Genomic DNA, 17,580 nt, shown 5'->3' with positions numbered 1-17,580 from the left:
TGAACCTTCCCCCTTTATCGGACTTCCCCCCACGCCTTTCCCCCCGCCCTGAACTCCCCCCACGCCCCCCACCTGAACTCCCCCCACGCCTTTCCCCCCAACCCCACCACCGAACTCACAATGGAAAGACGGGGCATGGCAACTCGTAGAGGATTTCTGGGTACCGTTTCGGCAGCCGGGGCAGCCACCCTCCTCACCACACAGGCGACCACCACCGCGTCGGCCGCACCGGCGGCGACCGACGAGAAGGCGGCACGGGACGCGATACGCAGTGTCAACGCCGGCATGCGCGCCAACTACGCGTCCCTGAAGGCCGAGCTGGTCAAGCACCTCAGTCCGGTCATCGTCGTCGAGAACAACGCGGTCGGCGGACGCTTCACTCTCATCAACAACGGAGTCCAGGTCGAGACCGTCAACCCGGTCCCGGAGTACTTCGAACTGGCCAAGTCCATCGCCCACGTTCCGCTGGGCATCTTCTCGGTGATCGCTTCTTACCTCAGCGACCAGGTGCCGAACATCCCCAACGCGGATCGCATCGACCCGCACGACCTGGACATGGTCGCGTTCAAGACCCCGGGCGACAAGGGCTGGATCACTCCGCTCACCAGCTTCCGTTCCACGCTGAACTCGGCGTACACGAAGCTGCCCACCGCGAACCTCCCGCTGGATCTGGAGAACTCCTGCACCACGATCCTGTCGGAGGCCATGAAGTTCATCGACACCATCGTCAAGGCGCAGTCCTTCGACATGGTGGCGTACAACCGGTTCGCCGCGACCGTCTACCCGTCGATCCGCGTCAACATGACCTTCGCCGCGACCGCGCAGATCACCGGCATCGAGACCCTGATGAAGCGGTGGCGCACGCTGATCGGTGAGGCCGCGTGGAGCGACCTGTACGTCACGGTGCTGTCGATCTGGACGACGTCCGAGCTCAACCAGGCGTCCATCATCATCCGCCGCACCATGAACCAGGCGAAGGTGGACACCCACCTGATCGACCTGCCCACCGTGGAGACCCCCTCGGACCCGATCGCCGTGGCCCTGGACAACCTGGCGCGCATCGTCCAGGACAACGTCGCGGCCGAGATGGTGTTCAACACCGACCTCAAGGTCGCCGACGCCCTCAAGGGCAAGGAGGACCTGCTGTCGGACGAGATCCTCCAGCAGGTCGGCGGGACGGCTCCGGCCGCGAAGACCGCCGCCTTCGGCGCGGCGGGCGCCGCCGCCGGGGCCTGCCCCATCACCGGGCGCACCGCGGCGGTCTGACCCCCGCGCCGTCCCGCCGGCCCTGACCGGCGGGGCACCGGGACCAGCCCGACCGTGACCCACCCGTGCCGCCTCCCGCTCGAGCGACAGCGCTCCGGCCCCGGGAGGCGGCACGGTTCGTCGGTTCCCCTCCCGGCGCGCCCGTGCTGTGACGGAGTCCGCCGCCGCCCGACGCGACCCGGACGGCAGGCGGCCGTCCAGCGGCGGGGCACCCGACCGCTCCCACCTGCCGCCGGCGGACCGACGCGGTCACGGCGGGAGCCCGGACCGCAACCGCGGCGACTTCGGCACCGACGCCGACGACCTGGTGGAACTGCCGGCCCGCCGCCCGGGAGGCGCTCACCTGGTCGGCCACGGCAACGGCGGACCGGCCGCCATGCTCGCCGCCGGCCGCCGCCCCGACCTCGTGCGGTCCCGCCCGCTGATCCAGCCGTCCGCGTTCTCGGCCGCCGTCGGCCATCCGGTGGCCGAGGCGATGCCGTGCGGGGTGCGGGACACCGCGGGCGTCCCGGACCCGGTCACGCCGGAGGGAGGCGGTGGCCGTCGGCGCCCGTGTGCTCCGGGTGCCCGGCTACCACCCGCACACCCAGCGTCCCGCCGCCGTCAACGCCGCCCTGCGAGAGCTGTGGGGGCGACCGCTCCCGCTCCGCCCGGTATCTCCCCAGGCCGCGGGTGATCCGCTCCCCGACACGGTGCCCGGTCCGCGTGTGCCGGTGTGGCGGCCGGTGTCGTGTACGGTTCGGGGCGGCTGCCCTGCGGTGATCGGCGGATGACCACCGGTTTCGGCGGTGCGGTGCGGCCGTCGGCGGTGTGAGGAGGTGTACGGCGGTGGACGAGGCGAAGGGGCGCGGAGACGACTCCGCCGGGGCTCCCGCGGAGCGGACGGCGCGCGTGCGCAACCCCCGCGGGCAGGGCGAACGGCTGCGTGAGGAGATCCTGCGCGCCGCCGGGGGGCTGCTGGAGCAGGTGGGCAGCGAGGACGCCCTCTCGCTGCGGGCGGTGGCCCGGGAGGTCGGCATCGCCACCCCGAGCATCTACCGGCACTTCGCCGACAAGACCGAGCTGGTGTGGGCGGTGCTGGCGGAGCACTACGAGCGGCTGGCCGCGCTGATGGCGGAGGCCGACGCCTCCGCGCCCGCGGGCGATCCGCTGGAGCGGCTGCGGCACCAGTTGCGCGCGTACTGCGGTTTCGCGGTGGCCAATCCGGCCAAGTACCGCCTGATGTGCGAGACCTGGCAGTCCCCGGTGGACGAGGAGCGGCTGCACGGCCACCCGGCCGGGCTGCTCCTGCGCGGGCTGCACGAGGCGCTCACGCACTGCGAGGAGGCCGGCTGGCGGGTGCGCGGCACCCGCGCCGAAGCGCCGTACCTGCTGTGGTGCGCGCTGCACGGCCGGGTCACGCTGTGGCAGGTCATGCCGCGCCGCAAGGACACCGCCCGGCTGAACCGCTTCGTGGACGAACTGCTCGGCCTGCTGCTGGAACGCTGACGCTCCGTCAGCTTCCCTTCGTCACCTTTCTTCTGCCCCCCTTGCCGCGGTCCCCTGCCTCGCGGCCGCCGTCGGCATGCGTCCGGGGCGCCCTCTCCATCACATCACCCGATTTCCTTCACCTCTCCTGCGGCCCGGACCGCACTCCACCCTAAGGAAACGGTCGTAAGCTAACAGGTGTTAGTCGAAGGTCTTCCCCCACAAGGAGTGGCATGACCACCACCGCACCGCTTCCGCCGCTGCCCGCCCGGCCGCCGACCGGGTGCCCCTTCGATCCGCCCGAGGGTCTCGCGCGACTGCGCCTGGAGGAGCCCCTGTCCAAGGTCGCCCTGGAGGACGGCGGCTGGGCCTGGCTCGCCACCCGGTACGCGGACGTCCGGGCGATCCTCGGTGACGCGCGCTTCAGCTCCGACACCTCCGCCCCCGGCTATCCGGTCAGCGGCATGACCGGCGGCAGCCCGCGTCCCGGCGCCACCCGGGGCTTCATCCGCATGGACCCGCCGGAGCACACCCGGCTGCGCCGCATGGTCACCCGGGACTTCATGGTCAAGCGGGTGGAGGCGCTGCGCCCCACCCTGCAGCGGCTCACCGACGAACTGTGCGACGCGATGGAGCGCGTCGACCGTTCCGAGCACCCCGTCGACCTGGTCGAGGCTCTGGCACTGCCGCTGCCCTCGCTGGCCATCAGCCTGCTGCTGGGCGTGCCCTACGAGGACCACGACACCTTCCAGCGGCTCACCGGCACCCTGCTCTCGCGTGACCTCACCGAAGAGCAGCGCGAACCCGCCCGAGTCGAACTCCTCGCCTACATCAACCAGTTGGTGAACGCCAAGAAGGCCGAGCCGGGCGACGACATCATCAGCCGGCTCGCCACCGAGCAGTACGCGCGCGGCGAGCTGACCCACGAGGACCTCGTGGCGTTCGCCGTGCTGCTGCTGGTCGCCGGGCACGAGACGACGGCCAACATGATCGGCCTGAGCGCCCTGTCCCTCATGCTCGACCAGGAGACCGCCGGCCGGCTGCGCGAGGACCCCTCCCTGGTCCGCGGCGCCGTGGAGGAACTGCTGCGTTTCCACAGCATCATCCGCAACGGCCCCCGGCGCGCGGCCCTGGCGAACGTCGAGGTCGGCGGACAGCTCATCCGCGCGGGGGAGGGCGTCATCGTCGCCGTGCCCTCCGCCAACCGCGACGAGGACACCTTCCCCGACGCCGACCGGCTCGACATCTGCCGCCCCAACGCCCAGCACCACGTCGCCTTCGGCTACGGCATCCACCAGTGCCTCGGCCAGGCGCTGGCCCGCGCCGAGCTCCAGGTGGTGATCACCACGCTGCTGCGCCGCTTCCCGGGCATGCGCCCCGCCGTACCGGTCGAGGAGATCCCCTTCCGCACGGACATGGTCATCTACGGCTGCCACGCCCTCCCGGTCACCTGGTGACCGCCCCCCTCTGACCGACCCCACCACACTCCTGGAGGAATCCTGATGCAGATCACCATCGACGAGGCGAAGTGCTGCGGCGCCGGCCAGTGCGTGCTGGTCGCCCCCGAGGTCTTCGACCAGCGTGACGAGGACGGCATCGTCGTCCTGCTGGACGCCGCCCCGGACGCCGGTCAGCACGCCGCCGTGCGCGAGGCCGCGACCATCTGTCCCGCCGCGGCCATCCAGGTGCGCGAATGAGCGCCGCCCGGACCCCCGGTGCCCGTATCGCCGTCGTCGGCGCGGCGGCGGCCGGGCTGGCCGCCGCCGAAGGGCTGCGCCGCCTGGGCTGGGACGGGGAGATCACCCTCATCGGCGACGAACCCCATCCGCCCTACGACCGGCCGCCGTTGTCCAAGCACGTCCTGTCCGGCGACTGGGAGCCCGAGCGCACCGCGCTGCGGGACGCCGGCCAGCTGTCGCAGCTCGGCCTGGACCTGCGGCTGGGCACCCGTGCCGTCGCCTACGACCCCGAGCGGCGCGCGCTCACGCTGGGCGACGCCGGGCGGACCGTGCTGCGCTGCGCCGGCGTCATCGCCGCCACCGGTGTGGCGCCCCGCACCCTGCCCGGCGGCGACGCGGTCGAGGGGGTGCACGTCCTGCGCACCCTGGACGACGCGCTCGCCCTGCGCCGGCGCCTGGCCACGCCCGGCCGGCGGCTGGTCGTGGTCGGCGGTGGCGTGCTCGGTGCCGAGGCCGCCGCCGTGGCGCGTGCGCTCGGCCATCAGGTCACGCTCGTCGGCACCGAGGACACGGTGATGGGGCGGGTGCTGGGCCCGGAGGTCGGCCGGCTCCTCGCCGACGTCCACCGCGCCCGCGGCGTCACCCTGCGCTCGGGACAGGCGGTCACCGGCATCCGCGCCGAGGCCGGCCGGGCGACCGGTGTCGTGCTCGCCGACGGCGCCGTGCTGGAGGCCGACGACGTGCTGCTGGCCATCGGCTCCGTCCCGGCCGTCGACTGGCTGCGCGGCCCCGGCGCCGAGGCGGCGGGCCTGGACCTGTCGGACGGGCTGCGCTGCGACGAGTTCTGCGCCGCGGCCCCCGGGCTCTACGGCGCCGGTGACGTCGCCCGCTGGTACCACCCCGGCCTGGGCCGGGAACTGCGGATCGAGCACCGGATGAACGCCAGCGAGCAGGGCCTCGCCGCCGCCCGCAACCTCCTGGCCGAGCTGGACCCGGAACGCTTCGGCGAGCGGCGCCCGTTCACCCCGGTGCCGTACTTCTGGTCCGACCAGTACGACCTGAAGCTCCAGGCCCACGGTGTACTGGCCGGCGCCGACCGGATCGAGGTCCGCACCCTGGGCAAGGACCCGCTCAAGCTGGCCGCGCTGTACGGCACGGCCGACCGGGCCACCGGAATCCTGACGATCGGCCTGCCCCCGCGTCGGACCCGGTCCCTGCGCGCCCTGATCGCCACGCCCGCCCCCTGGCCGGAGGCGGTCACCGGGCTGACGGAGACGGTGGAGGCCTGACCCGGGCCCGCCCGGAGCAGGTCGGCAGACCCTGCCCCGGGCGGGCCGGACCCTCAGCCGCCGAACCTCAGCCGCCGGAGCAGACCGCGCCGTTGAGGCGGAAGACCGTCGGGTCCGGGTTGGGGCCGTCGTTGGCGCCGACGAAACCGAAGGAGGCCGTCGACGCCCCGTCCGGGGCCAGCGGCCCGGAACCCTCGGGGGCGGTCACCCGTACGTGGGAGCCGGTCTGGTGGAACGTGGCGTTCCAGCCGGAGGACACCGACTGCCCGCCGGTCGGCCAGTCCCAGTCCACGGTCCAGCCGGTGATCGGCGTGTCCGAGAGGTTGCGGACGGTGACCGTGGCGACGAAGCCGTTGCCCCAGCCGGTGTCACGGTGGTACGTCACCGCGCAGGGGGCATTCGGCGGGGTGCTCGTGGTGAACGTCAGCGGGGAGGACGGGGCGGAGAGCCGTCCCGAGGCGTCGGCCGCGAGCACGTTGACCGTGTGGGTGCTGCCCGGGGGCAGGTTGCGCAGGGTCACGGAGGTGCCGGTGGTCTCGCCGACCAGGCGGGTGTACGTGCCGTCGCGCTCCTGGACCAGGTAGCGGGCCGCGCCCGTCGCCCCCGTCCAGGACAGGCGTGCGGAGGTGTCGGTCACCGCCTCCAGCCTCGGGGTGCCCGGGGTCCCCGCGGCCGAGGCGCCGGGCCCGGTGCCGGACCGCGGTTCGAGCGTGACCGTGAGCAGCGCGTACGGGGGCACGGTGACCTGGGACGCGGTCGCGGCCCCGGCACCCGCCTCGGTGATGTCGCTGTCGCCGCGCGCGTAGCGGTGCACCACGGGCGCGCCGGCGGACGGGGTGAAGCCCGCGTAGTCCAGGTCCACGGTGTGCGCGGCGTCCGGGTCCTTGTTGACGAGCAGGACGCTCAGCCGGCCGTCGCGGCGGAGCACGGCGTGCGCCGAGACGTCCTGCGCGGAGGACTGGGCGGCGACCATGGTGTCGCCCGCGGTACCCAGTTGGCTGGTCATCTTCATGCCGTAGTAGGGGTGGAACGGCGTGTTCGGCGCCGGCTCGCAGACGTCGCCGGTGCAGGCGCCGCTGGAGAGCATCCCCATGTCGCCGTAGTCGGTCTCGCCGTCGACGGTGGTGATCTGGCCGGCGCCGTTGTGGGTGTCCCACCAGTCGACGTTGAACACGCCGTTCTCCAGCGCCGTCATGAAGGCGTCGGCGGCGAACAGGCCGTTGGGGCGGGCGGTGAGCCGGGCGCCGCCGGTGTTGGTGTTGATCTCGGTGAGGGCGATGCCGATGCGCGGCGAGTCCGCGCCCGCGTACCGGTCGAGCTGGGCGCGCACCTCCCGCAGTTCACCGGGCAGCCGGGCCAGCCGTGCCATGGCGTCCTGGGCGGTGGTGTCGGACCCGCCCGCGTACCAGTGGACGCTCACGAAGTCGATCACGTCGGTGACTTCGGCGAGCACGGTGTTGTTCCAGTCACCGGGGTCGCCCTCGCCGACCACGCCGTCCGGCCACTCGCCCGGCGCGGTGAGGACCGCGCCGATCTTGACCGTCGGGTCGACGGCCTTCATGGCCTCGGCGTACGCGCGGACCTGGCGGGCGTACTCCCGGGGGCTCTTGTCGGCGTGGTCGTCGTGCTCCCAGCCGCTGCCGTAATGGCCGTTGCCGTAGATCTCGTTGCCGATCTCCCAATACTTCGCGCCGTAGTCCTTGGTGATGTTCGCGTACCTGACCCAGCCGGCCGCCTCCTCGGGCGTTCCCGAGCCGTAGTTGGCGATCAGGATGGGCTGCGCGCCGGTGGCGCGGACGGTGCCCATGAAGGCGTCGAAGCCGGTGCCGGGGGCGACGTATCCGCCGGGCGCCGTGTGCGTCTCCCAGTGGTAGATGTCCGCGTAGGAGCCGCCGGGGTAGCGCATCATCCCGACGTCGGCCGCCTTCATCAGCCGGGAGACCTCGGGGTCGTTCATGTGCGAGTCCCAGATGGCGGCGTTGACGCCCCGGGCGGTGTCGGACAACCGGCCCAGGGCCGCCTGGGCGTTGACCCGGACGTCCACGTCCCCGGCGGCCGCCGTCCGCGGAGCGGCGGGTGCGACACCGGCCAGCGGGGTCAGCAGGGCGAGCGCGGCGGCCAGCACGAACGCGCCGCGCGCGAGGGCGCCGGGGCCCCCGGCGCCGGCCGTGCGGCCGGGTCTGTGCAGTGGTGGCATGGGGTCCTCCCTCAGGGGTCCGGCGGCACGGCGGATGCCGGACGGGACCGCCGGACAGACGAAGTGCCGACGCGGCAGCAGGAGTTCCGCGCCGGTGACACGGAAAGCGGAGCGGGCCGAGCGGGTGCGGTGCGATCGTGCGCGTGCGGGCGGTGCGGGGCGGCCGGAACCCGGCTATGGGAGCGCTCCCATGATGAGAGGGGTGTGACGCCGTGTCAACGCTTGCGACAGGAGGGAGGACCGGGGCCCGCAGTACGCGGGGCCCGGCGCGCGCCTGCCCCGCCCCGGCTCGGCCGGGACAGGGCGGGTGAACCGGAGTCCGGTCCGGCTCAGTTCGAGTGCGGCCGGCCGTCCCGGACCCAGGTCGTCACCACGAGGGCCGCGGTGATGTACATCAGGATGCTGAAGGTGCTGACGGATTCGACGTACTGCTCGTAGCCCTGTGCGCGCAGTTCGAGCGCGAGGGAGCCGAGCGCGGTGCCGAGCGCCGCCGTAGCGACGGACATGGCGACGAACGGGCCCTTCGTCATGGGTACTTCCTCCAAGCCACGAGACTGTTGACCGGGATCGAGACTACCCGCACCACGAAGTCGCCTCCCACTTCACGCGAGTTGGCGCCTGCGACACCCGCCCGCGAGCCCGTTAGGGTGGCCCCGTGACCGACGAGACCATGGACGGACCGAACCGCTTCCGAGCCGAGGCAGCATCCCAGGGCCTGCCGCCGGAGGAGGTGGAGGAGTGGATACGTGTCGCCCTGCCCGCGGTGTACCTGGCCGAGGGCGGTGACGGTCCCCGCGTGGCCCGAGCCGGCGGCGACCCCCTGCTGCCGCACGGCGTGCCGAAGCCGTCCGACCCCTTCGTGGCCTCCGTCGACCTCGCCGCCCTCCCGCCGTGCGCCACCGGCCTCCCCCTCCCCGCCGACGGCCACCTGCTCTTCTTCGCCGACAGCGAAGTGAGCATCGCGGGGCAGGTGCCCGACGCGGTGCTGTACGTCCCCGCCGGCACCCCGACGACCCCGACACCCCTCGAACACAGCTGGCGCAAGCCGTACCGGCCGCGCGAACTGCGCACGGTGTGGAATCAGTTGAGCGCGCAGATGCCGGAGAGCTTCGCCCTCGACAGATGGGGCGACCTCGCCGACGACGAGCAGTTCGAACTCGCCGACGAACTCGACGGCGCATGGTCACACGTGGGCGGCTACCGTCCGCCCTGGTCCTTGCAGATCGGCGGCCATCCGGTCTCGCCCCAGAACGACCCCGTCCACTACGCCCGTGATCCCGGGGAGGCCGACCCCTCGGCCAATGGGGAGGACACCGGCGACTGGACTCTCCTGGCCACCTGGAGGTACGGCGACGACGTCACGGAACTGGACTCCGGCGTGGCCCACTGGGTGATCCGGCACGGGGACCTGGCGGCCCGGCGTTTCGACCGGGTCCACCGCTACGTCGAAATGGCCTGAACGGCGCGGGGCGAGGACGGCCGGCTCCCCGAGGGGTGTCGGCCGTCCTCGCCGCCCCGGCCGACCGCACCGGCTCGGTCCGTACCGCCATCGGGACGGCCCGCCCGGTGCGGGTGCCGAGCGCCCTCGCTTCCCCTCCCCCGGCCGGCTGCTCCCCCGCACACAGTCGAGATGCGGCCGTGGGCTGACGGGAGGGCTTCCCCGCCGCCCGTGGCCCGGTGTCGGCCGGCTCAGCGGAGCAGCAGGTCGCGGAGCGCCCCCGCGATCTCGTCGGGCGCCTCCTCGGCCATGAAGTGCCCCGCACCGGTCAGCCGGTGGTCCAGGTCGGGCGCCCACGCGCGCCAGACGGCGGCGGCGTCGTAGCCCAGCTGCGCGCCCCAGTCCTGCTGGACGACCGTCACGGGCATGGCGAGCTGGGATCCGGCGTCCCGGTCCGCCTGGTCGTGCGTGACGTCGATGCCCGCCGAGGCCCGGTAGTCCGCGACGATCGACGGCACGGCGGCGGCGCTCGCCCGCAGGTACTCGGCCCGGACCGGTTCCGGCAGGGCGGCCGGGTCGGCGGCCCAGGCGTCGAGGAAGGAGCCGAAGTAGGCGTCCGCGCTGTTGGCGATCATCGTCTCCGGCAGTCCCGGCGGCTGCGCCATGAGGAACAGGTGGTAGCCGACCGCCGCCCGGGCGCCGTGCAGCACGTCCCACATGTCCAGCGTCGGCACGACATCGAGGATGCCCAGGTGGGTGAGGGTCTCGGGGTGGTCCAGGCCCGCCCGGAAGGCGACCAGGGCGCCCCGGTCGTGGCCGGCCAGGGCGAAGCGCTCGTGGCCGAGCGCCGCCGCCAGGGCGACGACGTCCGCCGCCATGGCGCGCTTGGAGTACACCTCGGGGCCGGTGGCCGCCGGCTTGTCGCTGGCGCCGTAGCCGCGCAGGTCGGGACAGATCACCGTGTGCTCGCCGGCGAGCCGCTCGGCCACGTGCCGCCACATCAGGTGGGTCTGGGGGAAGCCGTGCAGCAGGACGACCGGGCTGCCGCTGCCGCCGACGGCGGCGGCCAGCTCCACGCCGTCCGCGCCGGGCAGGCGGACGTGGTCGAAACCGGGAATGGTGAGCGTCATGAAAGGGCCCTTTCCAGGGGTCGGTGGACTGACCGGACCAGCGTGGGCGACGCCGATCAGCAGCCGATCAGTGCGCTTCGACACCGCGGACCCGCGGCACGGAAGATGGAGGGCATGCGAATCGACGTGCTCGGTGCCGTGCGGGCCCTCCGCGATGACGGCACCCCGGTTGACCTGGGCGGACCCCGCCATCGCGAGGTGCTTGCCCGGCTCGTCGCCGCCGGGGGGCGGATGGTCGCCACCGACACCCTCGTGGACGACCTGTGGGCCGAGCCACCGGTGCGCGCCGTGGGTGCGCTGCGTACGTTCGTCGCCGCGCTGCGCCGTGCCATCGAACCCGAGCGGCCGCCGCGCACTCCGCCGCGCGTACTCGTCACGGAAGGCCCCGGCTACGCGCTGCGCCTGCCGCGCGACCAGGTGGACGCCCACCGGTTCGAGGATGCCCTGGCCCACGCCCGGCGGAGCCCCGACGCGCTGCCCGGCCTCGACGCGGCCCTCGCGGCCTGGCGCGGCCCGGCCTACGCCGACGTGACCGACGCCGGGTGGGCGCGGCGCGAGCGGGCCCGGCTGGAGGAGCTGAGGCTGGAGGCGCTGGAACTGCGTGCCCGCCTCGTCCTCGACTCCGGTTCGGGGGCCGAGCTCGTCGCCGAACTGGGCGCGCACGTCACCGAACACCCGTGGCGGGAGCCGGCCTGGGGGCTGCTGGCCCGCGCGCTGCACCGGGCGGGCCGCCAGGCGGACGCCCTGGCCACGCTCCGCCGGGCCCGCACGATGCTCGTGGAGCAGCTCGGCCTGGACCCGGGTGCCGACCTCAAGCGCCTGGAGGCGGACATTCTCCAGGGGGCCACGACGCTCCGGCCCGCGCGTACCGTGTGGACCGCCGGCGTACGGCTCGGCCCGCGCACCACCGTGGAACTGGCGCGCACCCTGGCCCTGGCGGGTGGCGACGCCCTCGTCCACTCGCGACGCGACCGCCTCGCCGCCGTTCAGGCGGCGGAGCGCACCGGGGACACCGCCCTGACCGCCCGGGTCATCGGCGCCTACGACGTGCCCGCCCTGTGGAGCCGGGCCGACGACCCCGGGCAGTCCCGCGCCGTCGTCGCGGCGGCGGAGCGTACGCTCGCCGCGCTCGGCGCCGACGGCCCCGCCGAACTGCGCGCCCGTCTGCTGGCAACCGTCGCGGTCGAGAGCCGCAGCGCCGATCTGTCCGGTGCCGAACGGGAGCGTGCCGGGCGGGCGGCGCGTGCGGCCGAGGCGCTGGCCCGGGAGCTGGGTGATCCCGCCCTGCTGGTGTTCGCCCTCAACGGCGTGTTCCTCCAGTCCTTCGCCCGCCCCGGGCTGGCGGCAACGCGGGACGTGATCGGCGCCGAGATCCTCGGCCTGGCCACGCGGCACGAGCTGCCGAACTTCGCCGTGCTGGGCCGGCTCATCCGGCTGCAGTCCGCCTCCGCCCTGGGCGACCTCGATGCCGCGACCGCACATGCCCGGGCCGCCGAGCGGCTCGCCGTCAGCACCGAGGCCTCTCTCGTCCCGGTCCTGACCGGCTGGTTCCGGGCCCGGGCCACGGCCGCCCGCAGCGCGGAACCCGGCGGGCCAACTGCCGCCACGGCCGCGGCGCGCTACCGCGCGGCGGAGGACGCCCTCGCCGGGACGGCGAGCATGCCGGGGCTGCACCGGGGCCTGTTCGCCCTCGCCCTCCTGGGCCTGCGTCTCCTGCACGACCGTCCCGCGCCCACCGATCCCGCCCTCGACTGGGGCCCGTACCGTCCTTGGACGCAGCCCCTGGTGCTGCTCGCCGGAAACCGCGTGGAGGAGGCCCGCGCCGCCCTCTCGGCGGCGCCCGAACCACCCCCGGACCACCTCCAGGAGGCACTCTGGTGCCTGACCGCCCACGCCGCCGCCCGCCTCGGCGAGCCCGCGCTCGCCGCCCGCGCGGCGACGGCCCTGCACCCCGCCCGCACCGAACACGCGGGCGGCGCGAGCGGCATGCTGACCCTGGGTCCGGTGGCCCGCTACCTGGCGGAGGCGGAGGCATGCGCCGCCCAGGGGTGACCGACACCACCCGCGCGCCCGCTCTCCGCGCCATGAGGCGCCGGGGTCACTCCGCGAGTTTCTCGCACACCTCGGCGGTCAGGCGGTCGGCGGCGTCGACGGCGGTGGTGAGGGTGTGCGGGGTCGTGCCGAGGGCGGAGAACAGGCTGTGTGCCCGCTCGGCGAAGTCCTCGGGGGCGTTGGCGAGTTGTCCGGCGGCGCGGACCGCTCCCTTCTCGTTGAGGACCCAGCGGCGGGCGTGGGCGTGGAGGGCGTGCACGAGGAGTCCGACCGCGCGGAAGAGGCAGCCGGCGACGTAGAAGGCGTCACCGCGGGCTGCCCCCTTGCGGGCGCCGGCCAGGATGAACGGCGCCTCCCAGCGGGCGTTGCCGATGAGTGCCTCGCGCAGGAGCTCGGGGTAGTGGCGCGTCTGCTCCCGCAAGGTGCGAAGCTCACCACCGGGGTCGGCGAGGATCCGGCCGAGGGCCAGCTCACCGGCGTAGGCGTGGGAGTACACGCCCAGCGGATGGCCGGGCTGGGTGCCGATCTCGAACCGCCCGGCGCGGCACTGCCGCCAGACCCGGTGCACCCGGTCCAGGTCACGGTAGATCCAGTCCACGCGGTGGCCGTCGATGGTCAGCCAGGCGCCGCCGTCCACCCAGGGCCCCCAGCCGCCCGGCTCGGTCACCTCCACCGGCCCGCCGGTCAGCTCGGCCGCGAGCAGGCGCAGGGCTGCGGTGTCGAGCGGCGGCCGGTAGTACAGGCCGAGGTCGAAGTCGGAGTCGGGGCCGTGGGTTCCGCTCGCGCGGCTGCCGCCCAGGCACACCCCGACGATGCCGCCGACACCGGCCAGCCGTTCCGCGATCTCCGTCAAGCGCTCCACGTTGCCCAGTCTGCTGCGGCGGATCACCCTCCGCGACCGAATTACCCGGCCCGCGGGGAGTGCTCTCGCAGGGTCTTCGCGATCAGGTCGTGGACGAGGTGTTCGCCGGGAACCCGGTTCTCCTTGAGGACGGGCAGGTCACCGGGGCCGAACCAGCGGAAGGCGGTGTTCTTGGACCACTCCAGGACGGGGTGGTCCAGATCGCCGTGGACCTCGACGAGGTAGTCGGCCTCGTGCCGGGGTCCGGCCCCGTCGTCGCCGGTCCAGGTGGTGATCCCGAGCAGGCGCCGGACGCGGCGCAGGCGCCGGCCGGTTTCCTCCTCGATCTCGCGGGCAAGGGCGTCCGGCAACGACTCGCCGGGCTCGACGTGCCCGCCGACGACGTCCCAGCAGTCGGGGAAGAGCCGTCGGCGGGGACCGCGTCTCTGGGCGAAGGCGCGGCCGGCCCGGTCGAGGACGACCGCTCCGACCGTCCACGCTTCGCCCGGGGCGGGGACGGGGAACTCGACGTCGTCGTCCACGGTCACGCGGTGCTGGTCGTCCGGCATGCCCTCACCCTACGGCCGCCTCAGGGCCCTGTCCGGCCGTCGGCCCGGCCGGCGGTGACGCCCGCGAGGATGAGGTCGATCCCGGCGAGGAACTCCGCCCGGTCGTCGTGTTCGCGCAGCTGTCCGGCGACGTCGCGGGTGAACGCGTACTCGTCGGGGTCCAGTTCCCGCCACGCGGCCGCCACGGCGTCGAGGAACGCGGTCCGGTCCGGATTCGCCTGGGCCGCCCGGGTGTTGGCGGCGTTCTGGCCCGCCACTCCGAGGATGTAGCTCAACAGCGCGGACGCCGCGGTGAACTGGGCGGGTCCGGGTACGTGGAGCGCCCGCACCTGGCGTCCGAGGCGCTCGAAGACCCGCAGCATCGGCGACTTCCCCGGCGTGCGGGGGAGTTGGGCGAGCGTGGTGCCGACCCAGGGGTGGGCGTCGATCGCGTCGAACACCCCGAGGGCGAGCGCGCGGATCGCCTCCTGCGGCGTCGCGCCGGTGTCGTCGCCGGCGAGGGTGGGGGTGATGACGGCGTCTATGGCGGCGACGAGGAGTTCGGTCTTGCCCGTGACGTGCCAGTAGATCGCTCCCGGGCCGGTCGCCAGGCGCTCGGCCAGCGCACGGAAGGTGAGGCCGTCCTCGCCGACGGTGTCGAGGAGTTCGACGGCGGCGGCGACGATGCGCTCCCGGGAGAGTGGTTCCTGCCGCCGCTCCGGACGACTCTTCCTGCTTGCCATGTCCGCAGTCTAGGCGCCTGGAACGTCATTCCATCTTGACAAGCCCTGGAACGTCGTTCCAGTCTGGGACTTCTGGAACGACGTTCCAGTCCGACTGGCGGAGGACCGCTCCAGTCGTGCTCCGCCGATCCGCCGGGTGTCCGCCCGACGGTCCGCGCCCCGAAGGGAAACACCCATGACCACCCCCGTCACGATCATCGGAGCGGGACTCGGCGGCCTCACGCTCGCCCGCGTTCTCCATGTGCACGGCATCCCGGCGACGGTCTATGAAGCGGAGCCCTCGCCGACGGCCCGCACCCAGGGCGGCCTGCTCGACATCCACGAGCAGAACGGGCAGCTCGCGCTCAAGGCCGCCGGGCTCCACGAGGAGTTCCTCGGCATCATCCACCAGGGCGCGGAGGCCTCCCGGGTCCTCGACAAGGACGGAAAGGTCCTGCTGGACGAGCCGGACGACGGTACCGGCGGGCGTCCGGAGGTGCCCCGCGGCGAGCTGCGGCGGATCCTGCTCGACTCGCTGCCCGCCGGCACGGTCCGGTGGGGCCGCAAGGCCACCGCCGTACGGGCCCTCGGCGGCGGCCGGCACGAGGTGACGTTCGCGGACGGGGCCACCGTGACGACCGGCCTGCTCGTCGGCGCGGACGGAGCGTGGTCACGGGTCCGCCCGCTGCTGTCCGAGGCCCGGCCCGAGTACGTCGGGACCTGCCTGATCGAGACCTACTTGTACGACAGCGACACCCGCCATCCCGCCGCCGCCCGGGCGGTCGGCGACGGCTCGCTCTTCGCGCTCGCCCCCGGCCGGGGCATCTCCGCCCATCGCGAGCCGGACGGCGTCCTGCACGCCTACGTGACGCTGCGCAAGCCGCGGGAATGGATGGACTCCCTCTACTTCGGGGACGCCGCGGGCACCACCGCCCGTATCGCCGCCGAGTTCCAGGACTGGGCCCCGGAACTCACCTCCCTGATCACGGACGGCGAGACTCCGCCGGTCCCGCGCGCCCTTCACGCCCTGCCGGTCGGACACCGCTGGGACCGCGTGCCCGGCGTCACGCTGCTCGGCGACGCCGCCCACCTGATGCACCCGTCCGGCGAGGGAGCCAACCTCGCCATGTACGACGGCGCCGAACTCGGCGGCGCCCTCGCCGCGCACCCGTACGACACCGAGGCAGCGCTCGCCTCGTACGAGGAGGCCCTCTTCACCCGCGGCGGCGCCGCTGCCGCCGTGGCGTTCCGCGTCCACGACCTGCTCCTCGGCGACGACGCCCCGTACAGCCTCGTCGACTTCTTCACCGGGCACGGGCAGCGGGCCGAGTGAACCACCCGCGTTCCGGCCGGAGCGCCACGGGTGGCGGATCCGGTGCCGCGACGGCCCGTCGGCGAGCACCGGGACGTCTACGACCGGCGGCGCGCCTCCCGGTGTCCTGCGGGGCGACCTGCCGGACGCGCGGCTCCGGACCGGCGGAGGGACTCCCGCGTCAGGGCCGGGGCGCCCCGCTTCTCGACCAGCCACGCGACTCCCCCTCGTCGATGAGGAGCCGTCCGGCCCGCCACAGCGAGGAGGACGCCTCCCCGATCACGGCCTTGCGGGCACGGACGTCGTCCGCCGTGATGCCCGGGGTACGCCATGTGCCGCCCCGGGCCATCCAGTTGAGCAGGAGCGGCTGGAGCCGGTCCATCGCCTTGGCGAACTTCGCTTCGGGGGTGCGGCGTTCCTCGAACTCGTCCCACAGAATGCGCATCCGCCGGGCCTGGTCCGCCGGCAGCAGACCGAACAGCTCGTCGGCCGCGGCCACTTCGCGCTCCCGCTGGTCGACGCCCGCGGCACTGTCGTACAGCGGGGTGTCCCCGGCGTAGATCTCCACCAGATCGTGCAGCAGGACGAGTTGGACGGTGCGCCCGACGTCGATGGGGTCGTCGGAGTGCTCGGCGAGGATCACCACCATCATCGCCAAGTGCCATGAGTGCTCCGCGTCGTTCTCACGACGGTCCGCGGCGGCCAGGGGGGACTGCCGGAGGATGGTCTTGAGCTGGTCCACCTCCACCAGGAAGGTGAGTTGGTCACGCAGTCTTTCCTCGATGCCGTCGGGGAAGGGCGTCTTCTCCGCGAGCAGGCTTCGCCGTTCATCGCTCATGCCCTCATCGTGGCAGAGGCGGCAGGGCCCTGCCGGTTCCCCGAACCGTCCGGCGTGAGAGGGTCCCGGAGGACTGCGTGGGGGTATGCGCCCTGGTCAGTGGGGGGCGACGGACTCGGCCTCGGCCGTGTACAGGTAAGCCGGGTCGAAGCGCATGCCGGTGAACTGGCCCGCGAGTTCGAGGGACAGGACGCCGTGCAGCCGGGTCCAGAAGGCGAGGGCGCGCCGGAGGGCCGACGGGGGTGCCGGGTGCTGTCCGGCCCAGGCCCGGTGGGCTTGCAGGTGTTCCTCCAGGGGAGACGCGGGCGCGTCGGGGACCTGTTCGGCGGCGCAGGCGTCGAGGATGACCGCCATGATCTCCGAGGCGATCCGGGTGGTGTCGTCGGGCGCCCGGTAGCCGGGCACCGGAGTGCCATAGACGAGGAAGTAGCGCTGGGGGTCGGCCAGGGCCCACTCGCGCAGGGCGTGCGCGAGGTCGCGGAGATCGGTACCGGCCTCGGCGCGGGCGCGGAAGGTGTCGGCCAGGCTGCGGTAGGCGTCCTTGATGAGGGCGGTGATCAGCTCGTCACGGCCGGAGAAGTAGCGGTACAGGGCCGGTCCGCTCATGCCCATCCGCTTGGCGATGGCGTTGAGGGAGAGCGCGGAGGCCCCCGCGGTCGCGATCTGCTCCCAGGCGTGCTTCTTGATCTCCTCCCGCACCTGGGCGCGGTAGCGCTCCCTGGGAGTGCTCGCCTCCGGCTTGCTCACGGCCCTCTCCCCGCTCTCTCGGCAACCGACGGTTAGAAGGTATCACCAACACTA

Annotated in this window: 16 protein-coding genes; 8 read left to right on the top strand and 8 right to left on the bottom strand. The window is 73.7% G+C overall.

The window, feature by feature from the left end:
* Positions 1–135: 135 nt before the first annotated feature.
* The 5 genes from ACSURM_RS34770 to ACSURM_RS34750 all read left to right on the top strand — a co-directional run bounded on the left by ACSURM_RS34770 (position 136) and on the right by ACSURM_RS34750 (position 5,701).
* On the top strand, positions 136–1,266 hold the full coding sequence (locus ACSURM_RS34770) for a hypothetical protein (protein ID WP_436959928.1): 1,131 nt from the start codon (positions 136–138) through the stop codon (positions 1,264–1,266).
* Between the two features lie 828 nt (positions 1,267–2,094).
* Positions 2,095–2,754, top strand: coding sequence for a TetR/AcrR family transcriptional regulator (locus ACSURM_RS34765; protein ID WP_436959927.1), 660 nt, complete (start codon positions 2,095–2,097; stop codon positions 2,752–2,754).
* Between the two features lie 212 nt (positions 2,755–2,966).
* On the top strand, positions 2,967–4,190 hold the full coding sequence (locus tag ACSURM_RS34760) for a cytochrome P450 (RefSeq protein WP_436959926.1): 1,224 nt from the start codon (positions 2,967–2,969) through the stop codon (positions 4,188–4,190).
* A gap of 45 nt (positions 4,191–4,235) precedes the next feature.
* Positions 4,236–4,430 carry a ferredoxin gene (locus tag ACSURM_RS34755; protein ID WP_189991444.1) on the top strand — a complete coding sequence of 65 codons (195 nt, stop codon included), beginning with the start codon at positions 4,236–4,238 and terminating at the stop codon, positions 4,428–4,430.
* Entirely contained in the window at positions 4,427–5,701 is a 1,275-nt protein-coding gene (locus tag ACSURM_RS34750; protein ID WP_436959925.1) for an NAD(P)/FAD-dependent oxidoreductase, read from the top strand. Before ACSURM_RS34755 ends, ACSURM_RS34750 begins: the two co-directional genes overlap by 4 nt.
* A 67-nt stretch (positions 5,702–5,768) precedes the next feature.
* On the opposite strand, the gene ACSURM_RS34745 is transcribed toward ACSURM_RS34750, so the two are convergent.
* Together ACSURM_RS34745 and ACSURM_RS34740 are read right to left on the bottom strand one after the other, a co-directional pair.
* Positions 5,769–7,898 carry a cellulose binding domain-containing protein gene (locus ACSURM_RS34745; RefSeq protein ID WP_436959924.1) on the bottom strand — a complete coding sequence of 710 codons (2,130 nt, stop codon included), beginning with the start codon at positions 7,896–7,898 and terminating at the stop codon, positions 5,769–5,771.
* Between the two features lie 329 nt (positions 7,899–8,227).
* Positions 8,228–8,428, bottom strand: a complete 201-nt coding sequence (locus ACSURM_RS34740) for an SCO3870 family protein (RefSeq protein ID WP_189991449.1) — start codon at positions 8,426–8,428, stop codon at positions 8,228–8,230.
* Positions 8,429–8,553: 125 nt separating this feature from the next.
* Between ACSURM_RS34740 and ACSURM_RS34735 the strand changes: the two genes are divergently transcribed.
* On the top strand, positions 8,554–9,357 hold the full coding sequence (locus tag ACSURM_RS34735; RefSeq protein ID WP_436959923.1) for a DUF1963 domain-containing protein: 804 nt from the start codon (positions 8,554–8,556) through the stop codon (positions 9,355–9,357).
* Positions 9,358–9,587: 230 nt separating this feature from the next.
* Here ACSURM_RS34735 and ACSURM_RS34730 read toward each other — a convergent pair whose 3' ends face one another.
* A complete protein-coding gene (locus ACSURM_RS34730) occupies positions 9,588–10,466 on the bottom strand; it encodes an alpha/beta fold hydrolase (protein WP_436959922.1) in 879 nt (292 codons plus the stop codon).
* Positions 10,467–10,580: 114 nt separating this feature from the next.
* Between ACSURM_RS34730 and ACSURM_RS34725 the strand changes: the two genes are divergently transcribed.
* Complete coding sequence (locus tag ACSURM_RS34725; protein ID WP_436959921.1) at positions 10,581–12,518, top strand: BTAD domain-containing putative transcriptional regulator; 1,938 nt, start codon at positions 10,581–10,583, stop codon at positions 12,516–12,518.
* Positions 12,519–12,564: 46 nt separating this feature from the next.
* Here the strand turns inward: ACSURM_RS34725 and ACSURM_RS34720 are convergent, their stop codons facing one another.
* The 3 genes from ACSURM_RS34720 to ACSURM_RS34710 are packed head-to-tail and all read right to left on the bottom strand — an operon-like array spanning position 12,565 to position 14,650.
* Positions 12,565–13,380 carry a nucleotidyltransferase domain-containing protein gene (locus ACSURM_RS34720; protein WP_436959920.1) on the bottom strand — a complete coding sequence of 272 codons (816 nt, stop codon included), beginning with the start codon at positions 13,378–13,380 and terminating at the stop codon, positions 12,565–12,567.
* Between the two features lie 41 nt (positions 13,381–13,421).
* Complete coding sequence (locus tag ACSURM_RS34715; RefSeq protein ID WP_436959919.1) at positions 13,422–13,928, bottom strand: NUDIX hydrolase; 507 nt, start codon at positions 13,926–13,928, stop codon at positions 13,422–13,424.
* A 20-nt stretch (positions 13,929–13,948) separates the two neighbouring features.
* The gene (locus ACSURM_RS34710) at positions 13,949–14,650 is read right to left on the bottom strand and encodes a TetR/AcrR family transcriptional regulator (protein ID WP_436959918.1); all 702 of its coding nucleotides are present in this window, start codon (positions 14,648–14,650) and stop codon (positions 13,949–13,951) included.
* Between the two features lie 175 nt (positions 14,651–14,825).
* Between ACSURM_RS34710 and ACSURM_RS34705 the strand changes: the two genes are divergently transcribed.
* Positions 14,826–15,962, top strand: coding sequence for an FAD-dependent oxidoreductase (locus ACSURM_RS34705; RefSeq protein WP_436959917.1), 1,137 nt, complete (start codon positions 14,826–14,828; stop codon positions 15,960–15,962).
* Positions 15,963–16,122: 160 nt separating this feature from the next.
* On the opposite strand, the gene ACSURM_RS34700 is transcribed toward ACSURM_RS34705, so the two are convergent.
* Both ACSURM_RS34700 and ACSURM_RS34695 read right to left on the bottom strand, forming a co-directional pair.
* Positions 16,123–16,779, bottom strand: coding sequence for an HD domain-containing protein (locus ACSURM_RS34700; RefSeq protein ID WP_436959916.1), 657 nt, complete (start codon positions 16,777–16,779; stop codon positions 16,123–16,125).
* Positions 16,780–16,875: 96 nt separating this feature from the next.
* Entirely contained in the window at positions 16,876–17,526 is a 651-nt protein-coding gene (locus ACSURM_RS34695) for a TetR/AcrR family transcriptional regulator (RefSeq protein WP_436959915.1), read from the bottom strand.
* Positions 17,527–17,580 lie beyond the last annotated feature (54 nt).

Source organism: Streptomyces sp. SudanB182_2057, from assembly GCF_964272715.1.
Classification (GTDB): Bacteria; Actinomycetota; Actinomycetes; order Streptomycetales; family Streptomycetaceae; genus Streptomyces; species Streptomyces rubradiris.
This window is presented reverse-complemented; position numbering and strand designations above follow the sequence as displayed.